This is a genomic window from Pseudomonas sp. KCJK8993 (assembly GCF_046230915.1).
GTDB classification, from domain to species: Bacteria; Pseudomonadota; Gammaproteobacteria; order Pseudomonadales; family Pseudomonadaceae; genus Aquipseudomonas; species Aquipseudomonas piscis.
On sequence record NZ_JBJJLO010000054.1, the window covers coordinates 20,065 to 39,054 of the forward strand.

Consider the following 18,990-nt stretch of genomic DNA (forward strand, 5'->3'; position numbering starts at 1 on the left):
ACAATAAGAACGGAGTATGTGGCATGACGACGAATGTCTTGGACGGGGCCACGGGTTCCGCCGCCAAGGGTGGTTTGCGCCGGGTCCTGGGCCTGGGCTCGCTGATCTCGGTGGCCGTGGGCCTGGTGGTGTCCCAGGGCGTGATGGTGATGATGCTGCAAGGCGCAGGCATGGCCGGCATGGGGTTCTTCATCCCGCTGCTGCTGGGCTACCTGCTGGCCCTGACCTATGCCTTGTCGTTTTCCGAACTGGCGCTGCTGGTGCCCCGGGCCGGTAGCCTGAGCAGCTACACCGAGGTGGCCGTCGGGCACTTCCCGGCGATCCTCGCGACCTTCTCCGGCTACATGGTGGTGGCGATGTTCGCCCTGTCCGCCGAGCTGCTGCTCCTGGACCTGATCATCGGCAAGGTCTACCCCGGCGCGCTGCCGCCCATGCTGGTGGCCTATGGCGTGCTGGGCACCTTCACCGTGCTCAACCTGCTGGGCATCGACGTGTTCGCCAAGCTGCAGACGGTGTTGGCGGTGGTGATGGTGGTGATCTTGCTGACCCTGGGCCTGGGGGCCATCGGCAGTCCCCAGGCCGACCTGCAACTGCCCCTGGACCAGGGCTGGAACCCCATGGGCGTCGGGGCGCTGGCCCTGGCGGCAATGGCCATCTGGGGCTTCGTCGGCGCCGAGTTCGTCTGCCCGCTGGTGGAGGAGACCAAGCGGGCGGAGCGCAATATCCCGCGCTCGATGATCATCGGCCTGAGCCTGATCTTCCTGGTGATCACCCTGTATTGCCTGGGCGCCTTGCTGTGCATCCCCCGGGACCGGCTGGCGAGCGATCCGCTGCCGCATTTCCTGTTCGCCACCACGGTGTTCGGCGAGGCCGGCAAGGCGTTCCTGGTGGGTGCGGTGCTCACCGCCACCTGCAGCACGGTCAACTCGTCCCTGGCGGCGCTGCCCCGCATGCTCTACGGCATGGCCCACAACGGCCAGGCCTTCCCTCAGTTCAAGTGCTTGAGCCGGCGTACCCGCGCGCCCTGGGTGGCGGTGCTGTTCATCGCCGCCATCACCGGCCTGCCGATCCTGTTGCTGGGCCAGGACCCGGATTCGGTCAGCCTGCTGTTGCTGGCCGCGGCCCTGGCCTGGCTGTTGGCCTACATCATCGTGCACATCGACGTGATCGCCCTGCGCCGGCGCTATCCGGACGCGCCCCGGCCGTTCCGCTCGCCGTTCTATCCCTGGCCCCAGGTGGTGGGCATCGGCGGCATGCTGTTCGCGATCTACCACGCTTCGCCGGCGCCGGAGATGACTGCGCGGATCTTCGGCAGCGCCGGGGTGGTGCTGGGGATCATCTCGTTGATCGCCGTGCTCTGGGTCAAGCGGGTGATGCACAAGCCGCTGTTCACCCCGGAGCCCTTGGCGCCGGCCGCCCCGACAAGCCCTTCCGAGCAATCCACCTACAGTGCAGGAGAACGACCATGAGTGCTTATACTCCCCAGCCGCAACGCAGCACCCGGGACTACCAGGATCTGGACGCAGCGCACCATATCCATGCGTTCCTCGACCAAAAGGCCCTGAATGCCGAAGGTCCGCGAGTGATCGTCCGGGGTGAAGGCTTGCAGCTCTGGGATAACGACGGCAGGCGCTACCTGGACGGCATGTCCGGCCTGTGGTGCACCAACCTCGGTTATGGCCGCAAGGACCTGGCGGCCGCGGCCACGGCCCAGCTCGAACAGTTGCCGTACTACAACATGTTCTTCCACACCACCCACCCGGCGGTGGTGGAGTTGTCCGAGCTGCTGTTCAGCCTGTTGCCGGGGCACTACAGCCACGCCATCTACACCAATTCCGGTTCCGAGGCCAACGAGGTGCTGATCCGCACTGTGCGCCGCTACTGGCAGATCCTCGGCCAGCCGCAGAAGAAGGTGATGATCGGCCGCTGGAACGGCTATCACGGCTCGACACTGGCGGCCACGGCCCTGGGCGGCATGAAGTTCATGCATGAAATGGGCGGGCTGATTCCGGATGTCGCGCATATCGACGAACCCTACTGGTTCGCCCATGAGGGCAACTTGAGCCCGGCCGAGTTCGGCCTGCGTTGCGCCCGACAGTTGGAGGAAAAGATTCTCGAACTGGGGGCCGAGAACGTCGCCGGGTTCATCGCCGAACCCTTCCAGGGTGCAGGGGGCATGATCTTCCCGCCGCAAAGCTACTGGCCAGAGATCCAGCGCATCTGCCGCCAGTACGACGTGCTGCTGTGCGCCGACGAGGTGATCGGCGGGTTCGGGCGTACCGGCCAGTGGTTCGCCCACCAGCACTTCGGTTTCGAGCCCGATACCCTGTCCATCGCCAAGGGCCTGACCAGCGGCTACGTGCCCATGGGTGGGTTGGTGCTGGGCAAGCGCATCGCCCAGGTGCTGGTGGAGCAGGGTGGCGTGTTCGCCCACGGCCTGACCTATTCCGGGCACCCGGTGGCGGCCGCCGTGGCCATCGCCAACCTCAAGGCCCTGCGCGACGAGGGCGTGGTGGACCGGGTCCGCGACGATACTGGCCCGTACTTGCAGCAGTGCCTGCGGGAAGTGTTCGGCAATCATCCGCTGATCGGCGAGATCCAGGGCACCGGCCTGGTGGCCGCCTTGCAGTTAGCCAAGGACAAGGCCAGCCGCCAGCGTTTCGCCAACGAGAACGACATCGCCTGGCGCTGTCGCACCCTGGGTTTCGAGGAGGGGGTGATCATTCGCTCGACCCTGGGCCGGATGATCATGGCGCCGGCCCTGGTGGCGACCCGGGCGGACATCGATGAGCTGGTGGACAAGACCCGTCGGGCGCTGGAGCGCACCGCGCAGGAACTGGCGGCGGGGCAGTTGCCCGGGGCCTAGCATGGACGGTGCCGGCCTGTGCGGCCGGCACCATTGGTTGCAGCGAGGTGCACGGGGCACCTCGCAGTGCCGGTCAGAGGCCGGCGTTCTCCCCGGCAATGGTCTTGGGCTTGCCGTAGTGCCATTCGTAGACCACGAACTTGAAGTCCTTGAGGTCGCCTTTTTCATCGAAGCTCAGGTCCCCCGTCGGGGTCTTGAAGGTGCCGGCGTGGATCGCCTCGGCGACCTTCTCCGGCTCTTCGCTCTTGGCTGCGGCGATGGCGCCGGCAATCACCTGCACTGCCGAGTAGGACGGCAGCACGAACGGGCCGCTGGGGTTCTCCTTCTTGGCTTCGAAGGCTTCTACCAGCGCCTTGTTGGCCGGGTCCTGGTCGAAGGATTTGGGCAGGGTCACCAGCATGCCTTCGGAGGCATCCTTGGCGATCTGCGAGATGGAGTCGTTACCCACGCCCTCGGGCCCCATGAAGCGCGCGGTCAGGCCCTTTTCCTTGGCCTGGCGCAGCAGCAGGCCCATTTCCGGGTGGTAGCCGCCGAAGTACACGAAGTCGACATTGGCCTGCTTGAGCTTGGTCAGCAGCGAGGAGTAGTCGCGCTCGCCGACGTTGATGCCCTCGAACATCGCCACCTTGATGCCTTCCTTGCCAAGGATGTCCTTGACCGAGCTGGCGATGCCTTCACCGTACTGCTGCTTGTCGTGGAGCACGGCGACGTTGGCGGGCTTGAGCTTGGCGATGTAGCGTGCCGCCGCCGGGCCCTGGGCGTTGTCCAGGCCGATGGTGCGGAACACCATCTTGTAGCCACGGGAGGTCAGCTCGGGGCTGGTGGCGGCCGGGGTGATCATCACGATGCCTTCGTCCTCGTAGATGTCCGAGGCCGGTTGGGTGGAACTGGAGCACAGGTGGCCGACCACGTACTTGACGCCGTCGTTGACCACCTTGTTGGCCACGGCCACCGCTTGCTTGGGATCGCAGGCGTCGTCGTATTCAACGGCTTCGAGCTGCTTGCCGTCGACGCCGCCCTTGGCGTTGATCTGCTCGATGGCCATGCGCGCGCCGCTGAACTGCATGTCGCCGTATTGCGCCACCGGGCCGGTCTTGGCCCCGGCGATGCCGATCCGGATGGTGTCGGCGGCCAGGGAATGGCAGGCGAGACCGGCGAGGATCATGGCGCTGAGCAGTTGGGTGGCTTTGTTATTGATACGACTCATTGTGGGTTCCACTCCTGTGGGTAACGGTTCTAAGGGTGTTGCCGGTGTTGCAGGGATGGCCGGCTCGGCGGCCATCCGGATGGTGGATTGCCGCTGGCCCGGTTCAGGACAGCGCCTTGCCGAAGGCCAGCAGCGGTGCGGTGGCGGCGCAGGCCTCCAGGGCCTGGTCGAGGTCGGCCAGCAGGTCGTCGATGTCCTCCAGGCCCACCGACAGGCGTACCAGGCCTTCGGCGATGCCGTGCTCGGCGCGCTCCTCGGGGCTGTAGGTGGAATGGGTCATGCTCGCCGGGTGCTGGGCCAGGGACTCGGCATCTCCCAGGCTCACCGCCCGGCTGAACAGTTGCAGGGCATTCATGAAACGGGTGCCGGTGGCCAGGCCACCCTTGAGTTCGAAGGCGATCATGCCGCCGGGCAATTTCATCTGTTGCCGGGCCAGGGCGTACTGGGCGAAGGACGGCAGGCCGGGGTAGGCCACCCACTGCACCAGCGGGTGCGCCTCCAGGTAGCGGGCCACGGCCAGGGCGTTGGCGCAGTGGCGGTCCATGCGCAGGGCCAGGGTCTTGAGCCCACGCATCAGCAGGAAGGCATCCTGGGGCGACAGCACGGCGCCGGTCAGGTCCTTGAGGCCTTGCAGGCGGATCTTCTGCGCCAGTTCCTGGCGGGTGACGACGATGCCGGCGGTGATGTCGCCGTGGCCGCTCAGGTACTTGGTGGCCGAATGCAGCACCAGGTCGGCGCCCAGTTCCAGGGGGCGCTGCAGGTAGGGCGTGCAGTAGGTGTTGTCCACCACCAGGGTGAGGTCGCGGTACTGGTGGGCGATCGCGGCCACGGCGGCGATGTCGACCAATTGCATATTGGGGTTGGCTGGCGATTCGAAGTAGATCACCCGCGTGTCGGGGCTGATGGCGGCCTGCAACTGGCCTGGCTCGGTCATGTCCACATGGCGCACCTTGACCCCGAATTCACCGAGGCCGTGGTGCAGCAGGGCGAAGGTGCAGCCGTAGAGGGTACGGTTGACCAGGATCTCGTCTCCCGGACGCAGCAAGGTCCAGAGGGTGGCGGCGATGGCCCCCATGCCGGAGCCGAAGGCCACCGCGGCCTCGCCGTGCTCCAGGTCGGCCATGCGGGCTTCCAGCAGGGCCAGGGTCGGGTTGCCGATACGGGTGTAGAAATAGCCGGGCTCTTCGCCGGCAAAGCAGCCGGCGCCGTATTCGGCGGTGGCGAAGGTGAAAGTGGACGTCAGGTAGATCGGCGGGATCAACGCACCCTGGTGTTGCTGGGGGTCGTAGCCGTGATGGATAGCGCGGGTGGAAAAACCAAGGTCGCTGTTTTTATTGTTCATGGTGGACGCTCCGGATTTGCTCTAATGCTATGCTCAAATCCGGCGCAATATTTTCTAATCTGACCCCTGTAAAAGCGCTCGATTGGAATAAAAAAACATAAAAACAAGATTAAGAGGCAAGATATGCCCGCTGGTCTGGATCGTACCGACAAAGCCCTGCTGGTCGCGCTGCAAGACAACGCGCGGCTGACCACCGCCGAACTGGCCGACAGTGTCGCGCTCACCACCTCTCCCTGCTGGCGCCGGGTCAAGCTCCTGGAAGAGAGCGGGGTGATCACCGGCTACCAGGCGATCCTTTCGCCCAAGGCCCTGGGTTATGGCGTCACCGCGTTCGTCAGCGTGATGATGGAATCCCACTCCCGCGAGACCGCCCGGGCCTTCGAGCAACGGCTGCTGGACATCCCCGAGATCATCGCCTGCCACAACGTTTCCGGGCGTTATGACTTTCTCCTCGAGGTGCTGGCCAGGGACCTGGAGTCCTTCGGCGAGTTCGCCCGCGAGGTGCTGCAGACCCTGCCGGCGGTCAAGGAGATCTACTCCAGTTTCTCGTTCAAGTCGGTCAAGCCGGCGCGGTTGATCCCGGTGCTGCAGCAAGGCGGCTGACGGCAGTGCGGATCAGTGCAAGTGCTGCTGGTCCAGGTGCTCTTTCAGACATTCGATGAACGCTTGGTGCTTGCGCGTTTGCCGCCGGTGCACCGGGTAGATCGCGTGGATCCGCGGGCCGAACTGCTCCGGATCGAGCACCGCCTCCGGTAGCAGTTGCACCAGCTCGCCGCGTTGCAGGTAGGGCGCCGCGCTCCACTGCGGGCACAGTTGCAGGCCCAGGCCGGCCAGCAGCGCGCCGAACAGGAAATCGTAGTTGTCGCTGGCCAGCCGTGGCACGGGCTGGGCCACTCGATGCTGCTGGCCCCCGAGGCTGAAGCGTCAGAAGTGCGGGTTCAGCGCCGGGTGGCGGAAGATCAGCCAGTCGTGTTCGTGGAAGGTCTGCGCTGTCACCGCCAGCGGCTTGCGTTGCAGGTAGCGCGGGCTGGCACAGAGCAGGATGCGGTTGGCGGTCAGCGGCCGGGCGATCAGGTCCGGCAGGTCCACCGGGCCGTCGCGCACCGCCAGGTCGTAGCCGCCAGCGAGCAGGTCGACGAACTCGTCGGTCAGCTCCACTTCCAGGCGCATCTGCGGGTAGAGCTCGAGAAAGCGGTAGCACACCGCGTTGAGAAAGGCCGGGGCGAAGGAGGGCGGTGCCACCAGGCGCAAGGTGCCGCACATTTCCTGTTGCAGCTGGTCGATGTGTTCCTGGGCCTGTTGCAGTTGGAACAGCACCTGGCGAGCACTGGCCAGGTAGAGATGCCCGGCCTCGGTCAGGGCGATGCGGCGCGTGGAGCGTTCGAACAGCCGCGTGCCCAGTTGGGTCTCCAGGTGCGTCACCGCCTTGGTCAGGGCCGAGGTGGTCTTGCCCAGGCAGGCGGCGGCGCGGGTGAAGCTGCCCTGGTCGGCGGTGGCGACGAACATGCTGATGGCGCCCAGTTGGTCCATGGGTCTTGCCTCTTTGGAAAGAATGAGTTGCTCGGCGCAGTATTCTTAAATCCCCCCGGGCTTGGCTAGTCTCGTGGTCATTCTGACCAAGGGGTGCCAACGACAATGAAAAACGCTCTGAAGATCACGCTGGCCTCGGCGCTGGCTTGCACATCGCTGCCGAGCCTGGCGGCGGTGGACCTGCTGCTGCATAACGGCAAGGTGTTCACCGCCGAGCAGGGCCAGCCCCTGCAGCAGGCGATAGCGGTGGAGCAGGGGCGGATCGTCAAGGTCGGCAGCGACGCCCAGGTGCTGGCGCTCAAGGCGGCCGGCACCCAGGTGGTCGACTTGCAGGGCAAGGTGCTGATGCCCGGCTTCATCGACAGCCACAGCCACGCGATCTTCGGCGGTCTCAAGCTCAAGGCCGCGGACCTGGAAAGCCAGCAGTTGCCGCTGGATGAACTGGAGCGGCGCCTGCGCGGCTGGCGCGACGACGGCAAGGCGCGCCATGGCGATACCCTGAGCGTCAGCGGTTTTCCATCCACCTACTGGAGCCAGGTGGATGCGCTGGAGCAACGCTTCAACCAGGGCGAGTGGGCGGATACACCGATCCTGTTCGTCGGCTGGGACTACCACACCGGCTGGGCCAACCGCGCCATGCTCAAGCGTGCCGGCATCGACGCCCAGCGGGTCAAGGCGCTGACGGGCGAGGCGGTGGCGACCATCGGTCATCATCCCGATGGCACGCCCAATGGCTTCGTCGCCGATGCCGGGCTCTCGGCCCTGACCTCCCAGGTACCGGCGCCGAGTTTCGAGCAGATGCTCGAGGCTGGGCGCGCCGCCAGGGACCTGAACCACAGCCTGGGCATCACCGCGCTGATGGACCCGGCGGCCAACGCGGTACCCAGTGACGCGCTGTTCGCGATGCAGCCCACGGCCCAGACCGTGGGTGTCTTGCCGGTGTACAAGGCGCTGGCCGAGCAAGGCGAACTGGACCTGCGGGTCGCCGCGTTGATGGTGGCCAATCCCAAGAGCCGGCCAGCGGACCTTGCGGTACTGGACCAGGTACGCCGGCAATTTCTCGATGTGCCCAACCTGAGCTTGCCGGGGATCAAGATCTTCGCCGATGGCGTCGCCGAGTTTCCGGCCCAGACCGCGTCGTTGCTGACGCCCTACAAGAACTCGCAGAAGGGCGGCGAGCTGCTGATCGACCCGGCGCATTTCGGCGAGCTGGTCAGCGCCGCCGACGCCCGTGGCTGGCTGGTGCATGTGCACGCCATCGGCGATCGCGCGGTGCGTGAGGCGCTCAACGGCATCGAGCAAGCCCGGCGCCAGCGCCATAGCGGCGTGGTGCACTCGATCACCCACTTGCAAATGGTCAATCCCAAGGAATTCGCGCGCTTCAAGCCGCTGGACGTGATCGCCTCGATGCAGCTGTATTGGGCTTCCGCCGATGAGCTGAGCATCGACCTGCTCAAGCCCTACATCACGGCCATGCAGTTTCAGTTCATGTACCCGGCGCGCTCGTTGTTGAAGAACGGCGCCACCCTCGCCGGTGCCAGCGATTGGCCGGTGAGCACGCCCGAGCCATGGAAGGCCATCGCCCAGGCGGTCAGTCGCAAGGGTCCCAAGGGGGTGTTGAACAAGAACGAGGGTATCGACCGCCAGGCCATGTTCTATGCCTACACCCGCAATGCTGCCCGCGCCATCGGCCTGGAGCAGCAGATCGGCAGCCTGGTCCCGGGCAAGCAGGCCGACCTGATTGTGCTCGATCGCGATGTGTTCCAGGTTCCCGATGAGCAGTTGGCCGGCACCCAGGTGCTGAGCACCTATTTCGCCGGTCGCGAGGTCTACCGCCGTCCGGGCGAATGACCTCCGCGCCCCTGCGCCAAAGCGGCCCGCGACCCTGTTCGCGGGCCTTTTTTCAGCCGGCGATCAGGCTCCGTCGATGATGCTGGAGACATTGATTGACCTGGGCCCTGGCGTTTTTCCCGGTGGCGGCGAAGGCCTGCGCCATGGCCTGTCCGGCGCTTGAACGGTTGACGTTGGCAGCGGCTTGTTCCTATTCGTTGTCAATCGACAAATAATAGGAGCGTTCGATGAAAACCCTCAAGGGCCCCAGCCTGCACCTGGCGCAGTTCAGCGCCGACACGGCGCCATTCAACGATCTGCCGGGCATCGCCCGCTGGGCCGCCGACCTGGGCTTCAAGGCGTTGCAGATCCCGGCCTGGGACGAGCGGCTGTTCGATGTCGCCACGGCGGCGCACAGCCAGGACTACTGCGATGAGGTCAAGGGCCAACTGGCCGAGCACGGCCTGGTGATCAGCGAGCTGACCACCCACATCTTCGGCCAGATGGTGGCGGTACACCCGGCCTACGACGCGATGTGCGACAACTTCGCCCCCCAGGCCCTGCGCGGCAATCCCAAGGCGCGCACCGACTGGGCCATGGAACGCATGCAACTGGCGGCGCGGGCTTCCCGGCGCCTGGGGCTTGCTGACATGGGCACTTTCTCCGGCTCGCTGGCCTGGCCCTACCTGTTTCCCTTTCCCCAGCGCCCCGACGGCCTGATCGAGACCGCGTTCGCCGAACTGGCGCGGCGCTGGCGGCCGATCCTCGACACCTGCGACGAGCAAGGGGTCAACCTGTGCTACGAGATCCACCCCAGCGAGGACCTGCACGACGGCACCAGCTTCGAGCGCTTCTTCGACCTGGTGGACCGGCATCCGCGTTGCCACATCCTTTTCGATCCCAGCCACTTCGTGCTGCAGCAACTGGACTACCTGGCGTACCTGGACATCTACCACGAGCGCATCCGCATGTTTCACGTCAAGGATGCCGAGTTCAATCCCAGCGGGCGCCAGGGCATCTACGGCGGCTACAGCGCCTGGGTCGAGCGGGCCGGGCGGTTCCGTTCGCTCGGCGACGGCCAGGTGGATTTCAAGGGGATCTTTTCCAAGCTGGCGCAATACGACTACGGCGGCTGGGCGACCCTGGAGTGGGAGTGCTGCCTCAAGGACCAGGAGGACGGCGCCCGGGAAGGCGTGGAGTTCATCAACCGCCACATGATCCGCGTCACCGAACGGATCTTCGACGACTTCGCCGGTGCCCGCATCGACCGCCAACAGATCGACGCCATGCTCGGCATCGCCTGAACCTTGCCCACGGAGATCACTATTGATGAATGCCTTTACCGACAACACCCAGGTCGATGCCAACGGCCTGGCCCATCGCTACGTGCGCATCGACGGCCAGCGGATCCATTGCGTCAGTGCCGGCAGTGGCCGGCCGGTGCTGCTGATTCCCGGCTGGCCGCAGACCTGGTACGCCTGGCGCGAGGTGATCCAGGCCCTGGCCGCCCGGGGCTTCCAGGCCATCGCCGTGGACCCGCCGGGCACCGGGCAATCCGATCGTCCGGAGCACGGCTACGACACCGGCGCCGTGGCCGATGTGCTGCACCGAGTGATGGAGCAGCTGGGGTTCGAACGCTACAGCGTGGTTGGCCATGACGTAGGCATGTGGGTCGCCTACGCCCTGGCCAGCGACCGGCCCGAGGCGGTGGAGCGCCTGGCGCTGACCGAGGCGGTGATCCCGGGGCTGGCCGAGGCGCCGCCGATCTTCGTCGAGCCGGGGCAGAACATCTTTCTTTGGCACTTCATGTTCAACCAGTTGCGCGATTTGCCGGAAGCGCTGATCGCCGGCCGCGAGCGGGTCTACCTCAACTACATCTTCGACAAGTGGTCCCACCGCCGCGATGCAGTGGCCACCGAGGAGTACATCCAGGCCTATGCTGTGCCGGGTGGCCTGCGTGCGGGCTTCGCCTACTACCGGGCGATTCCCGAGACCGTGCGCCAGAACCAGCAGCGCGCCGAACGGTTGCTGGCAATGCCGGTGCTGGCCATCGGCGCCGAGCACGCTACCAACGATGCTCCGCTGCTGACCCTGCAGGGCCGGGCCAGCGATCTGCGTGGCGCCATCGTGCCGGACTGCGGGCACTTCATCATGGAGGAGGCGCCAGAGGCTTTCCTTGGCCACTTGCTGCCGTTCCTGGAAGAGCAGGCGGGCTGAGCCTCGACCGTCGTCCCCGGGCAGGGAAAATGGCCCGGGGAGCGCGCAAATCTAATATCATTTCGTCCCGGCGCCCCGTGCCGGCCGGCGATCGGGCCACACCGATCGCCGCTCATCCTGACGAGATACCTGACTCCCATGGCTGGAAGACCCCGCGAATTCGACCGCAACCAGGCGTTGCGCCAGGCGCTCGAACTGTTCTGGGCCCGTGGTTTCGAAACCACCTCCATGGCCGACCTGGTGGCTGCGCTGGGCATCGCCTCGGCACGGATCTACGCTGCCTTCGGTTCCAAGGAGGCGCTGTTTCGCGAAGCCATCGAGCTGTACGAGAGCCAAGAGGGTGGTTTCGCCGATCGGGCCCTGGCCGAAGAGCCCAGTGCCCGAGCCGCCATCGCCCGCCTGCTCAATGAGGCCGTGCAACTCTATACCCGGCCAGGCCAGCCCCTGGGCTGCATGGTGGTGTCCTCGGCGGTGAACTGCTCCAGCGACAACGACGGCGTGCGCCAGTGGCTGGCCGAGCACCGGCGGGCGCGCACCGCCAGCATCGTCCAGCGGCTGCAGGTGGCGGTGCAGTCGGGGGAACTGGCAGGTCATGGCGATGCAACTTCCCTGGGCGATTATTACTCTACGGTGCTGCATGGCCTGTCGGTGCAAGCCCGGGATGGCGCCAGCGCCGAGCAACTGCGCAAGGTGGTGGCGCTGGCCATGGGCGTCCTCGATACCGCGCTTGATGTAAGCCCTGGCTAACCTGCGACTCATTACCCTGGCTGCGCTCGTCGTGGGCGCCAGACAGCGCTACCAGACGGGCCTGGTTTTTTCTCGGATCCAGGATCCGCTCCACCTTCGAACGAGTAGTACGTCCCCGACATGAGCAATCCCCAGGCGACACCCCAAGGTAACTGGCAGTCGGTCATCGCGTTGGCCCTGGCCGCCTTTGTCTTCAACACCACCGAATTCGTCCCGGTCGGGCTCCTGAGCGCCATCGGCGCGAGCTTCGACCTGGCCAGCGAACAGGTCGGGCTGATGCTGACCATCTACGCCTGGGTGGTGTCCCTGACCTCGCTGCCGGTGATGCTGCTGACCCGCAACGTCGAGCGCCGGCGCTTGCTCACGCTGCTGTTCGGCTTGTTCATCCTCAGCCACGTGCTGTCCAGCCTGGCCACCAGCTTCGGCCTGTTGATGCTCAGTCGCATCGGCATCGCCCTGGCCCACGCATTGTTCTGGTCGATCACCGCCTCCCTGGCGGTGCGCCTGGCCCCGGCGGGCAAACAGGTACAGGCCCTCGGCCTGCTGGCCACCGGCACCTCGCTGGCCATGGTCCTGGGCATTCCCCTGGGGCGCCTGCTGGGCGAGGCCCTGGGCTGGCGCACCACCTTCAGCGTGATCGCCGGCCTGGCGGCACTGCTGGTGCTGTGGCTGATCCGTACCTTGCCGCTGTTGCCCAGCCAGAACTCCGGTTCGCTGCGCAGCCTGCCGCTGCTGTTCAAGCGCCCGGCGCTGGTGGCGGCCTACGTGTTGACGGCCATGGTGGTGACGGCGCAGTTCACCGCCTACAGCTACGTCGAGCCCTTCATCAAGGTGGCCTCGGGCCTGGGCGGCGACGTGGTGACCCTGGTGCTGCTGGTGTTCGGCGGCTCGGGGATCATCGGCTCGCTGCTGTTCAGCCGCCTGCACCGCCACAGCCCCCAGGGTTTCCTGCTGGTGGCGGTGACCCTGTTGATGCTGTGCCTGGGCCTGTTGCTGCCGCTCAACGGGCATGTCGGGTCGCTGGTGGCGCTGAGCGTGGTCTGGGGCATGGCGATCATGGGGTTCGGCCTCTCGCTGCAGTCCAAGGTCCTGACCCTGGCGCCGGACGCCACCGACGTGGCGATGGCGATGTTCTCCGGGATCTACAACATCGGCATCGGCGGTGGCGCCTTGCTCGGCAGCTGGGTCGGCGGGCAACTGGGGTTCGCCTATGTCGGCGTGGCCGGCGGCGCCCTGGCGGCCCTGGCGCTGATGCTCTATGGCTGGTCGAGCTGGCGCCTGGCCCGCGCCACCGCGCAATGAAGCCCTGGGTGTAATCGCTGCCGCAGGCTGCGCCGGGCACGTAGCGGCCACCAGAGCGGTGTTGGTCGAGCGTTCGCTGAAGGCCCTGCGGGCCGTGTCGCAGCCTCGCGGGCTCGACAGCGGCTACAGGGTTTCGTGCCGGCGGGCAGGAGGTTGGCTGGCCAGGCCGGTGGCGGGCTGGTGGTTCAACAATGCACCGATCGCCACGGCGTAGTCCTTGCCGGCCAGGTTCATGCTGTTGTTATGGGTGCCGCCGGGCACCAGCAGCAGTCTTTTCGGTGGCAGTGCCGCGGCGAACAGTTGTTGGCTCAAGCGGGCGGGGACGTAGTCGTCCTTGAGGCCGTGGACCACCAGCAACGGCATGCCGATGTCGGCGATCTTGTCGATGGAGTCGAACTTCTGCGACATCACCCAGCGTACCGGCAGGCGGGTCTTGGTCACTGCCGCTGCCGCATCGCCCAGGGTAGTGAAGGTGGATTCGACGATCAGGCCACGCGCGGCCACCGGGCGCTGCTCGCTGGCGGCCTGGCGACCCAACTCGGCGGCCAGGTCGATGGCCACCGCGCCGCCCAGGGAGTGGCCGTAGATCAGGCGCTTGCCCGCCTCGGGCTGCAATAGCTCGAGGCGTTCCCAGGCCACGCGGGCATCTTCATAGACGCTGGCCTCGGAGGGCAGCTCGCCGTGGCTCTGGCCAAAACCCCGGTAGTCGATGGCCAGCACCGAGTAGCCCAGGGCGTGCAACTGCTCGATGCGAAACAGCTGGCCGGTGAGGTTCCAGCGCACCCCGTGCAGGTAGAGGATCGCGGGCGCATCGGCGCGTTGCGCCGGCCACCACCAGGCATGGATGTTCTGTCCGGTCTTGAAGCGGCTGGACTTGAGCTCCAGCTCCCGCACCGCCTGCGGCAGGCCGTGGAACCAGCCGGCGGTACCGGGCTCGATGCGAAACACCAGCTGGCGTTCCTTGTGCTGCAGCACCGCGCAACTGGTTGGCAGGCCAATGACCAGCAGGGCCATGCACAGCAGGGGGAGCCAGCGGCGACGCAGGCGCTGGGGCAGGAAGGGGGACATGCGAGGGGCACCATGGAGGAATCAAAGCCGCGTTTTAACAGATGTCGCCAGGAAGGTCGTATAGATTTTCGTCGAGCCTCCAGTGATCGCCCGGCAGGCGCCGGGCGGATCGGGTCAGAAGTTCCAGCGGGTGCTGACCATCACGTTGCGTGGGTCGCCATAGTAGGCCGACTCGAAGAACCCGATGTTGGTGTAGTAGCGCTTGTCGAACAGGTTGTAGACGTTGAGGGTGGTGGAAAGATTCTCGGTGATCTGATAGCGCGCCATCAGGTCCACCAGCCAGTAAGGATCCTGGGTTAGCTTTTCCTGGGTCTTCTTGGGCTTGTTGTTGATCACCTGCCAGCCTTCGCCTTGCCAGCGGGCTCCACCGCCCAGAGTCAGCTTGTCCAGTGGGCCGCTGAGCTTGTAGGTGGTGTAGAAGTTGAGCTGGTCCTCGGGCTCCCAGGTCGACACCTTCTGCCCAGCCTTATCGCGCATGATCTTGTGGGTGTAACCGGCCTGTACCTGCCAGTTGGGCATCAGCTCACCGGATATCTCGGCTTCATATCCCTTGGTCTTAGCGGTCACGGGCTTATAGGCAAGCATATTGGCCTGGCTTTTGTTGAACTCCAGGTCCGCTATCGCGCGATTTTCTTCATGCAGTTCGAAGTAGGCGAGGCTGGAGTTCAGGCGGCCATCGAAGAACTCGCCCTTGATGCCAACTTCGTAGTTCTTGCCTTCGTTAGGCTCGATCATCTTCTTGTTACGGTCGCGGAACTGCGTCTGCGGCAGGAAGATCTCGCTGTAGCTGGCATACAGCGAGAAATGGTCATCGAGATCGTAGGTCAGGCCAGCGTAGGGAATCACCTTGCCGGTGTCCTTGGCATCGGAGGTGCCAGTGACCTGGTAGTTGGCTATGCGAGTTCCCAGCAACAGTTTGAGGTCATCCATGAGGCTGAAGCGCCCGGTCATATAGATACCGGTCTGGCGGGTGACTTCATTGTTGAGCGAGGTTGGCGATCCCCAGTCCGGCTCGATGCTCTTGCCCTTCCAGGAGAAGAAATCGTAGGCGTTGCCGAAGTAGGTAGGTGCGCCGTAGTCCTTGCCTTTCCAGTGCGAACGAGACGTGGAAGTACCGATCACCATCTCGTGGTCACGCCCGGCAAAGCTGAAAGGGCCGGAAACATAGGCGTCGAGACTATCGCTGGTGGTTTCACCGGTGAACTTGTTGGCGTAGATCGAACCGATAACGGGGTCATCGGGAGTGATCGAACCCAGGGGCGCGTCATAGCCGTTGAGTTGATGGTTGTACTGTCCCTTGGCGACCCAGCCGTTGGCGAAACTGTGTTCCAGGGTCGCGAACACTGTGCGGGTGTACTGTTCCCAGCGACTCCATTTGGCGCCGTTGTTGAATGAGCGTGACATCTTCAAGGCGTTGCCCGAGGCATCGTAGAGCGGCTGGCTGCCGGACCAGCTGGAACCACGCGGATTGTTGTCCTGGTAGTCGGCGCCCAGTGTCAGCAGGGTGTCGGGCGTCAGGTCCATTTCAAGGATGCCGTAGTAGACGCTGGTCTTGCGCTGATAGTGGTCCATGAACGCTTGCTTGTCCTGATACGCCGCTACCGCCCGCCCGCGAACGTTGCCGGTTTCGGTGAGCGGGCCACTGAGGTCGATCTCCGAGCGGTAGTTGTTCCAGGAGCCGGCACCCAGGTCGATATGTCCCTTGAACTCGCTGGTCGGTTTCTTGCGTACCAGGTTGATGGTGCCGCCAGGGCCCCCCGCGCCGGTGAGCAGGCCGCTGGCGCCCTTGAGCACTTCGACCCGGTCGTAGATCGCCATGTCGGTCAGGGTATGGCCGGCCGAGTAGGCGCTGCTGCGCGTGGTGGGAATGCCGTCGTACTGGAAGCTCTGGATAGAGAAACCGCGGGCATAGTAGTTGGTGCGTTCACTGTCATAAGTCGACACGGTGATGCCCGGGGTATGGCGCATGACATCATCGATGGAGTTGAGCCCGAAGTCGTCGATGACCTGACGAGTGATGACAGAAACCGACTGTGGTGTTTCCCGTGGCGTCAGCACCAGGCGCGTGGCCGTGGCGATGGTGCCCGGTGTATAGGAGCCCGTGCCTTCGGTGACGGTCCCTAACTGGTTGGCAACGACGCTGGTCGTTCCCAGCTGCAATGGGCCGTTGGCTGGCGCGGGGGCCACTTGAACCCGGTAGCCTTCGCCTTCTTTCACGGCCACCAGACCCAGCGGGGCCAGTAGCCGTTGCAGCCCCTCGCTGACGGCGAAGCGGCCCTTGAGGCCTGGGCTACGTAGGCTCTGGGTCAGTGTCGAGTCGGCGGCGATCAGGGTCCCGGACTGCTGGCCAAAGGCGCCCAGTACCTGGTCCAGGCTGCCTGGCGCGATGTCATAGCTCACAGGCGGGATATCCGCAGCCAGCAAGGGCGGGCTGCAACTGGCGATGGCAAGGCCGATGACGACCGCGCGCAACGTAGCGGCAAGGGGCGTGAAGCGAGTCTGCATAAAGAAAGTCCATGGGTTGAGAAGGTCTGGCGCTGGGCTGGTTTTCAGCCTCTACCCTGGTCTTGATGCATGAGTTGGAAAAAACTGCCGCCTGAAGTGAAAAAAAATCAGGCCGCTACTACCGTGGCCCAGTAGCCCATTACCCGCTGAATGCGGATTGGCAGGGTACGCGCCAGCAACTCGAGGCTGGCCTCGGGACGATCCACGGAAAATGCCCCGGAAACCCGCAGCATCGCGACCTCGTCGGCGCAGCGCAGAATGCCTGGACGGTAACGGTCGAGTTCGGCGAGCACCTCGGCTAGCGGCATGCGTTCAGCGATCAGTTGGCCTTGGGTCCAGGCGCTGGCGGATGCTGGCAGGGGGTGGACTGGATCGTTGTTCGTCGCATGGATGCGTACCTGCTGGTTGCCATCCAGGACCAGGTCATTGTCTCCAGGGCGTTTGAGCGTGGCATGGCCGGCGATCACCTGGACCTGGGTCGCCATGCGTCCTGGCAGGCCGATGCTGACCATCAGGCGTGTCAACGGTGCCGGGACCACCCAGGCGTCGGCGGTATGGATCTGCACAGGGGTAAGGCTGCCCAGGCTCAGCAGCAGGCGACCGCTGTTCAAGCGCAGATGCCGGCCCACGGCATCGGTCTCGATGTCCACGGCAGTACGGGTATCCAGTTGCAGATCGATACTTGGAGCCAGCTGCAATTGGCGGCGCTGTCCGGTGCCGGTGCGATAGTCGCTGAACAGCTCCGGCAGCAAGATGCGCTCCCGTACGCTCCAGCCGCTGGCGGCCAACAGCCCGAGGCCGGTGAGGCCCTTGAGCAGGGTCCGGCGTGAGTGATTGCCGCGGGTTTGCAGCAGTTGGCGAGTTTGAGCGGCGGGCAGGCTGGCGGTGCTGTCGCGCAGGCCGCTACCCAGGCCAGCCAGGCGTTGCCAGGCCAGTTCGTGTTGCGGGTCGGCCTGGCGCCATGCTTCACAAGCGGCGGCTTGCCCAGCATCGTCCTGGCCTGATTGCAGGCATACCCACCAGTGCAATGCCTGTTCCAGTACCTGCGGTGGCACAGGTCCTTGTTGATCCTGGGGCTGGAACGGATTCATGTGGGGTATACGGCGGTGTAGCAGTGACGCAGAGCCTTGAGCATGGCTTTTTGCACCACGTTGACCGACAACTGCAAACGCTCGGCGATCTGCGGGTAGGTCAGGCCTTCCAGTTGCGAGAGCAGGAAAATCTCCCGCACCCGGGTGCCCAGGCCATCGAGTACCTGGCCGATGGTATCGAGGGTTTCCAGGATCAGCAGGCGGGTTTCCGGCGATGGCTGATGTTCGGGCTCCAGCTGTGCCAGGGATTCCCTATAGGCCCGCTCCAATGCCTGGCGGCGAAAGTACTGCCCGCACAGGCGGCTGGCGACGGTATTGAGGTAGGCCCGTGGTTCATGCAGCTCAGGCAGGGGCTGGTTGCGTAGCAGGCGGACGAAGGTGTCTTGCGCCAGGTCCAGGGCCTGCTCCCGGTTGCCGAGCTTGCGCCGCAGCAGCTGCACTACCCAGCCATGGTGCTGGACATACAACTCGCCCACGCTGTGTTGCTGCTGGGGAAGGAGGGCCATGGCTAGACATTCCGTGGTCAGGTCGAAAGGGCGTTTATGGTAATGCTTCTCATTAGTGGATGCATGGTTTTTTTATCGCTATCGAAGGGCTGTTCTGTCGTGTGTCGAGGTGGGCAGCTACGGGCGCTTGCTGGTCAGTAATGTTGCAAGGTACAACTATCTGACCAGTCCAGAGGCGCCTCCCATGCCGAATCCGTCCGCCGCCCTTGTCCAGTCCCTTCGCCAGGCCTCTCGGCACATGGTCCGTGAGCTGGGCTTCATGCAGGCCACACTGGCTGCCACCGATTACCCGCCCTCGGCGGTGCATGCGTTGCTGGAGATCGGGCAGGGCAACGCCTTGACCGCCAGTGACCTGGTACGGGTACTGGGGCTGGAAAAGTCCAGCATCAGCCGCCTGGTGCGCAAGCTGGTGGACGCCGGAGAGGTCGTCGAGGAGTCCCACGAAGGGGATGCCCGCTCGAAGACGTTGCGCCTCACCCGCCAGGGTCGCAGGACTCTAGGCGCCATCGACCGTTTCGCCTGCACCCAGGTCGTCGCTGCCCTGGCGCACTTGAGTCCGGCCGGGCAGGAGCGCGCCGCGGCGGGTATTGCCGACTATGCCCAGGCTTTGGGTGCGGTGCGCCGGGGGGAGGTTCCCGCAGTGAGCGAGGCCTGGTCCATCGCCCGGGGCTATCGACCGGGAGTGATTGGCCGTATCGCCGAGATGCACGCCTGCTACTACGCCGCCCTGGTCGGCTTCGGCCAGCCCTTCGAAAGCCTGGTGGCGGCGGACATGGCCG

At 65.2% G+C, this 18,990-nt stretch carries 15 protein-coding genes and 1 pseudogene; 9 read left to right on the forward strand and 7 right to left on the reverse strand.

Features of this window, described 5'->3' with window-relative positions:
* Positions 1-23 precede the first annotated feature (23 nt).
* Positions 24-1,469 carry an amino acid permease gene (locus tag ACK6AU_RS17790; RefSeq protein WP_409300363.1) on the forward strand — a complete coding sequence of 482 codons (1,446 nt, stop codon included), beginning with the start codon at positions 24-26 and terminating at the stop codon, positions 1,467-1,469.
* Entirely contained in the window at positions 1,466-2,866 is a 1,401-nt protein-coding gene (locus ACK6AU_RS17795) for an aspartate aminotransferase family protein (protein ID WP_409300365.1), read from the forward strand. The genes ACK6AU_RS17790 and ACK6AU_RS17795 overlap by 4 nt, the downstream gene beginning before the upstream one ends.
* Before the next feature lie 73 nt (positions 2,867-2,939).
* On the opposite strand, the gene ACK6AU_RS17800 is transcribed toward ACK6AU_RS17795, so the two are convergent.
* Both ACK6AU_RS17800 and ACK6AU_RS17805 read right to left on the reverse strand, forming a co-directional pair.
* Positions 2,940-4,073, reverse strand: coding sequence for a branched-chain amino acid ABC transporter substrate-binding protein (locus ACK6AU_RS17800; RefSeq protein WP_409300367.1), 1,134 nt, complete (start codon positions 4,071-4,073; stop codon positions 2,940-2,942).
* 103 nt (positions 4,074-4,176) lie between these two features.
* Positions 4,177-5,415, reverse strand: coding sequence for a methionine gamma-lyase (locus tag ACK6AU_RS17805; RefSeq protein WP_409300369.1), 1,239 nt, complete (start codon positions 5,413-5,415; stop codon positions 4,177-4,179).
* 123 nt (positions 5,416-5,538) lie between these two features.
* Here ACK6AU_RS17805 and ACK6AU_RS17810 point away from each other — a divergent pair, with 123 nt between their 5' ends.
* A complete protein-coding gene (locus ACK6AU_RS17810; RefSeq protein ID WP_085598000.1) occupies positions 5,539-6,018 on the forward strand; it encodes an Lrp/AsnC family transcriptional regulator in 480 nt (159 codons plus the stop codon).
* 12 nt (positions 6,019-6,030) lie between these two features.
* Here ACK6AU_RS17810 and ACK6AU_RS17815 read toward each other — a convergent pair.
* Positions 6,031-6,945: pseudogene (locus ACK6AU_RS17815) on the reverse strand (LysR family transcriptional regulator).
* A 105-nt stretch (positions 6,946-7,050) separates the two neighbouring features.
* Here ACK6AU_RS17815 and ACK6AU_RS17820 point away from each other — a divergent pair.
* From ACK6AU_RS17820 to ACK6AU_RS17840, 5 genes are all read left to right on the forward strand, one after another.
* Entirely contained in the window at positions 7,051-8,796 is a 1,746-nt protein-coding gene (locus ACK6AU_RS17820; protein WP_409300372.1) for an amidohydrolase, read from the forward strand.
* Positions 8,797-9,023: 227 nt separating this feature from the next.
* Positions 9,024-10,079 carry a sugar phosphate isomerase/epimerase family protein gene (locus ACK6AU_RS17825; RefSeq protein WP_409300374.1) on the forward strand — a complete coding sequence of 352 codons (1,056 nt, stop codon included), beginning with the start codon at positions 9,024-9,026 and terminating at the stop codon, positions 10,077-10,079.
* A 25-nt stretch (positions 10,080-10,104) separates the two neighbouring features.
* A complete protein-coding gene (locus tag ACK6AU_RS17830; protein WP_185701838.1) occupies positions 10,105-10,992 on the forward strand; it encodes an alpha/beta fold hydrolase in 888 nt (295 codons plus the stop codon).
* A 138-nt stretch (positions 10,993-11,130) separates the two neighbouring features.
* Positions 11,131-11,739 (forward strand): TetR/AcrR family transcriptional regulator, encoded by a 609-nt coding sequence (locus tag ACK6AU_RS17835; RefSeq protein ID WP_185701837.1) that lies wholly within the window; start codon positions 11,131-11,133, stop codon positions 11,737-11,739.
* Positions 11,740-11,859: 120 nt separating this feature from the next.
* Entirely contained in the window at positions 11,860-13,041 is a 1,182-nt protein-coding gene (locus tag ACK6AU_RS17840; protein WP_185701836.1) for a sugar transporter, read from the forward strand.
* Positions 13,042-13,164: 123 nt separating this feature from the next.
* Here the strand turns inward: ACK6AU_RS17840 and ACK6AU_RS17845 are convergent, their stop codons facing one another.
* The 4 genes from ACK6AU_RS17845 to ACK6AU_RS17860 form a co-directional block, all read right to left on the reverse strand.
* Entirely contained in the window at positions 13,165-14,109 is a 945-nt protein-coding gene (locus tag ACK6AU_RS17845) for an alpha/beta hydrolase (protein ID WP_409300377.1), read from the reverse strand.
* Positions 14,110-14,223: 114 nt separating this feature from the next.
* Positions 14,224-16,614 carry a TonB-dependent siderophore receptor gene (locus ACK6AU_RS17850; protein WP_409300379.1) on the reverse strand — a complete coding sequence of 797 codons (2,391 nt, stop codon included), beginning with the start codon at positions 16,612-16,614 and terminating at the stop codon, positions 14,224-14,226.
* A gap of 107 nt (positions 16,615-16,721) precedes the next feature.
* Positions 16,722-17,705 (reverse strand): DUF4880 domain-containing protein, encoded by a 984-nt coding sequence (locus ACK6AU_RS17855; protein ID WP_409300381.1) that lies wholly within the window; start codon positions 17,703-17,705, stop codon positions 16,722-16,724.
* A complete protein-coding gene (locus ACK6AU_RS17860; RefSeq protein ID WP_409300383.1) occupies positions 17,702-18,211 on the reverse strand; it encodes a sigma-70 family RNA polymerase sigma factor in 510 nt (169 codons plus the stop codon). Before ACK6AU_RS17860 ends, ACK6AU_RS17855 begins: the two co-directional genes overlap by 4 nt.
* Before the next feature lie 184 nt (positions 18,212-18,395).
* Here ACK6AU_RS17860 and ACK6AU_RS17865 point away from each other — a divergent pair.
* Positions 18,396-18,990: MarR family winged helix-turn-helix transcriptional regulator (locus tag ACK6AU_RS17865; RefSeq protein ID WP_409300385.1), on the forward strand; the 595-nt coding region annotated here is incomplete at its 3' end.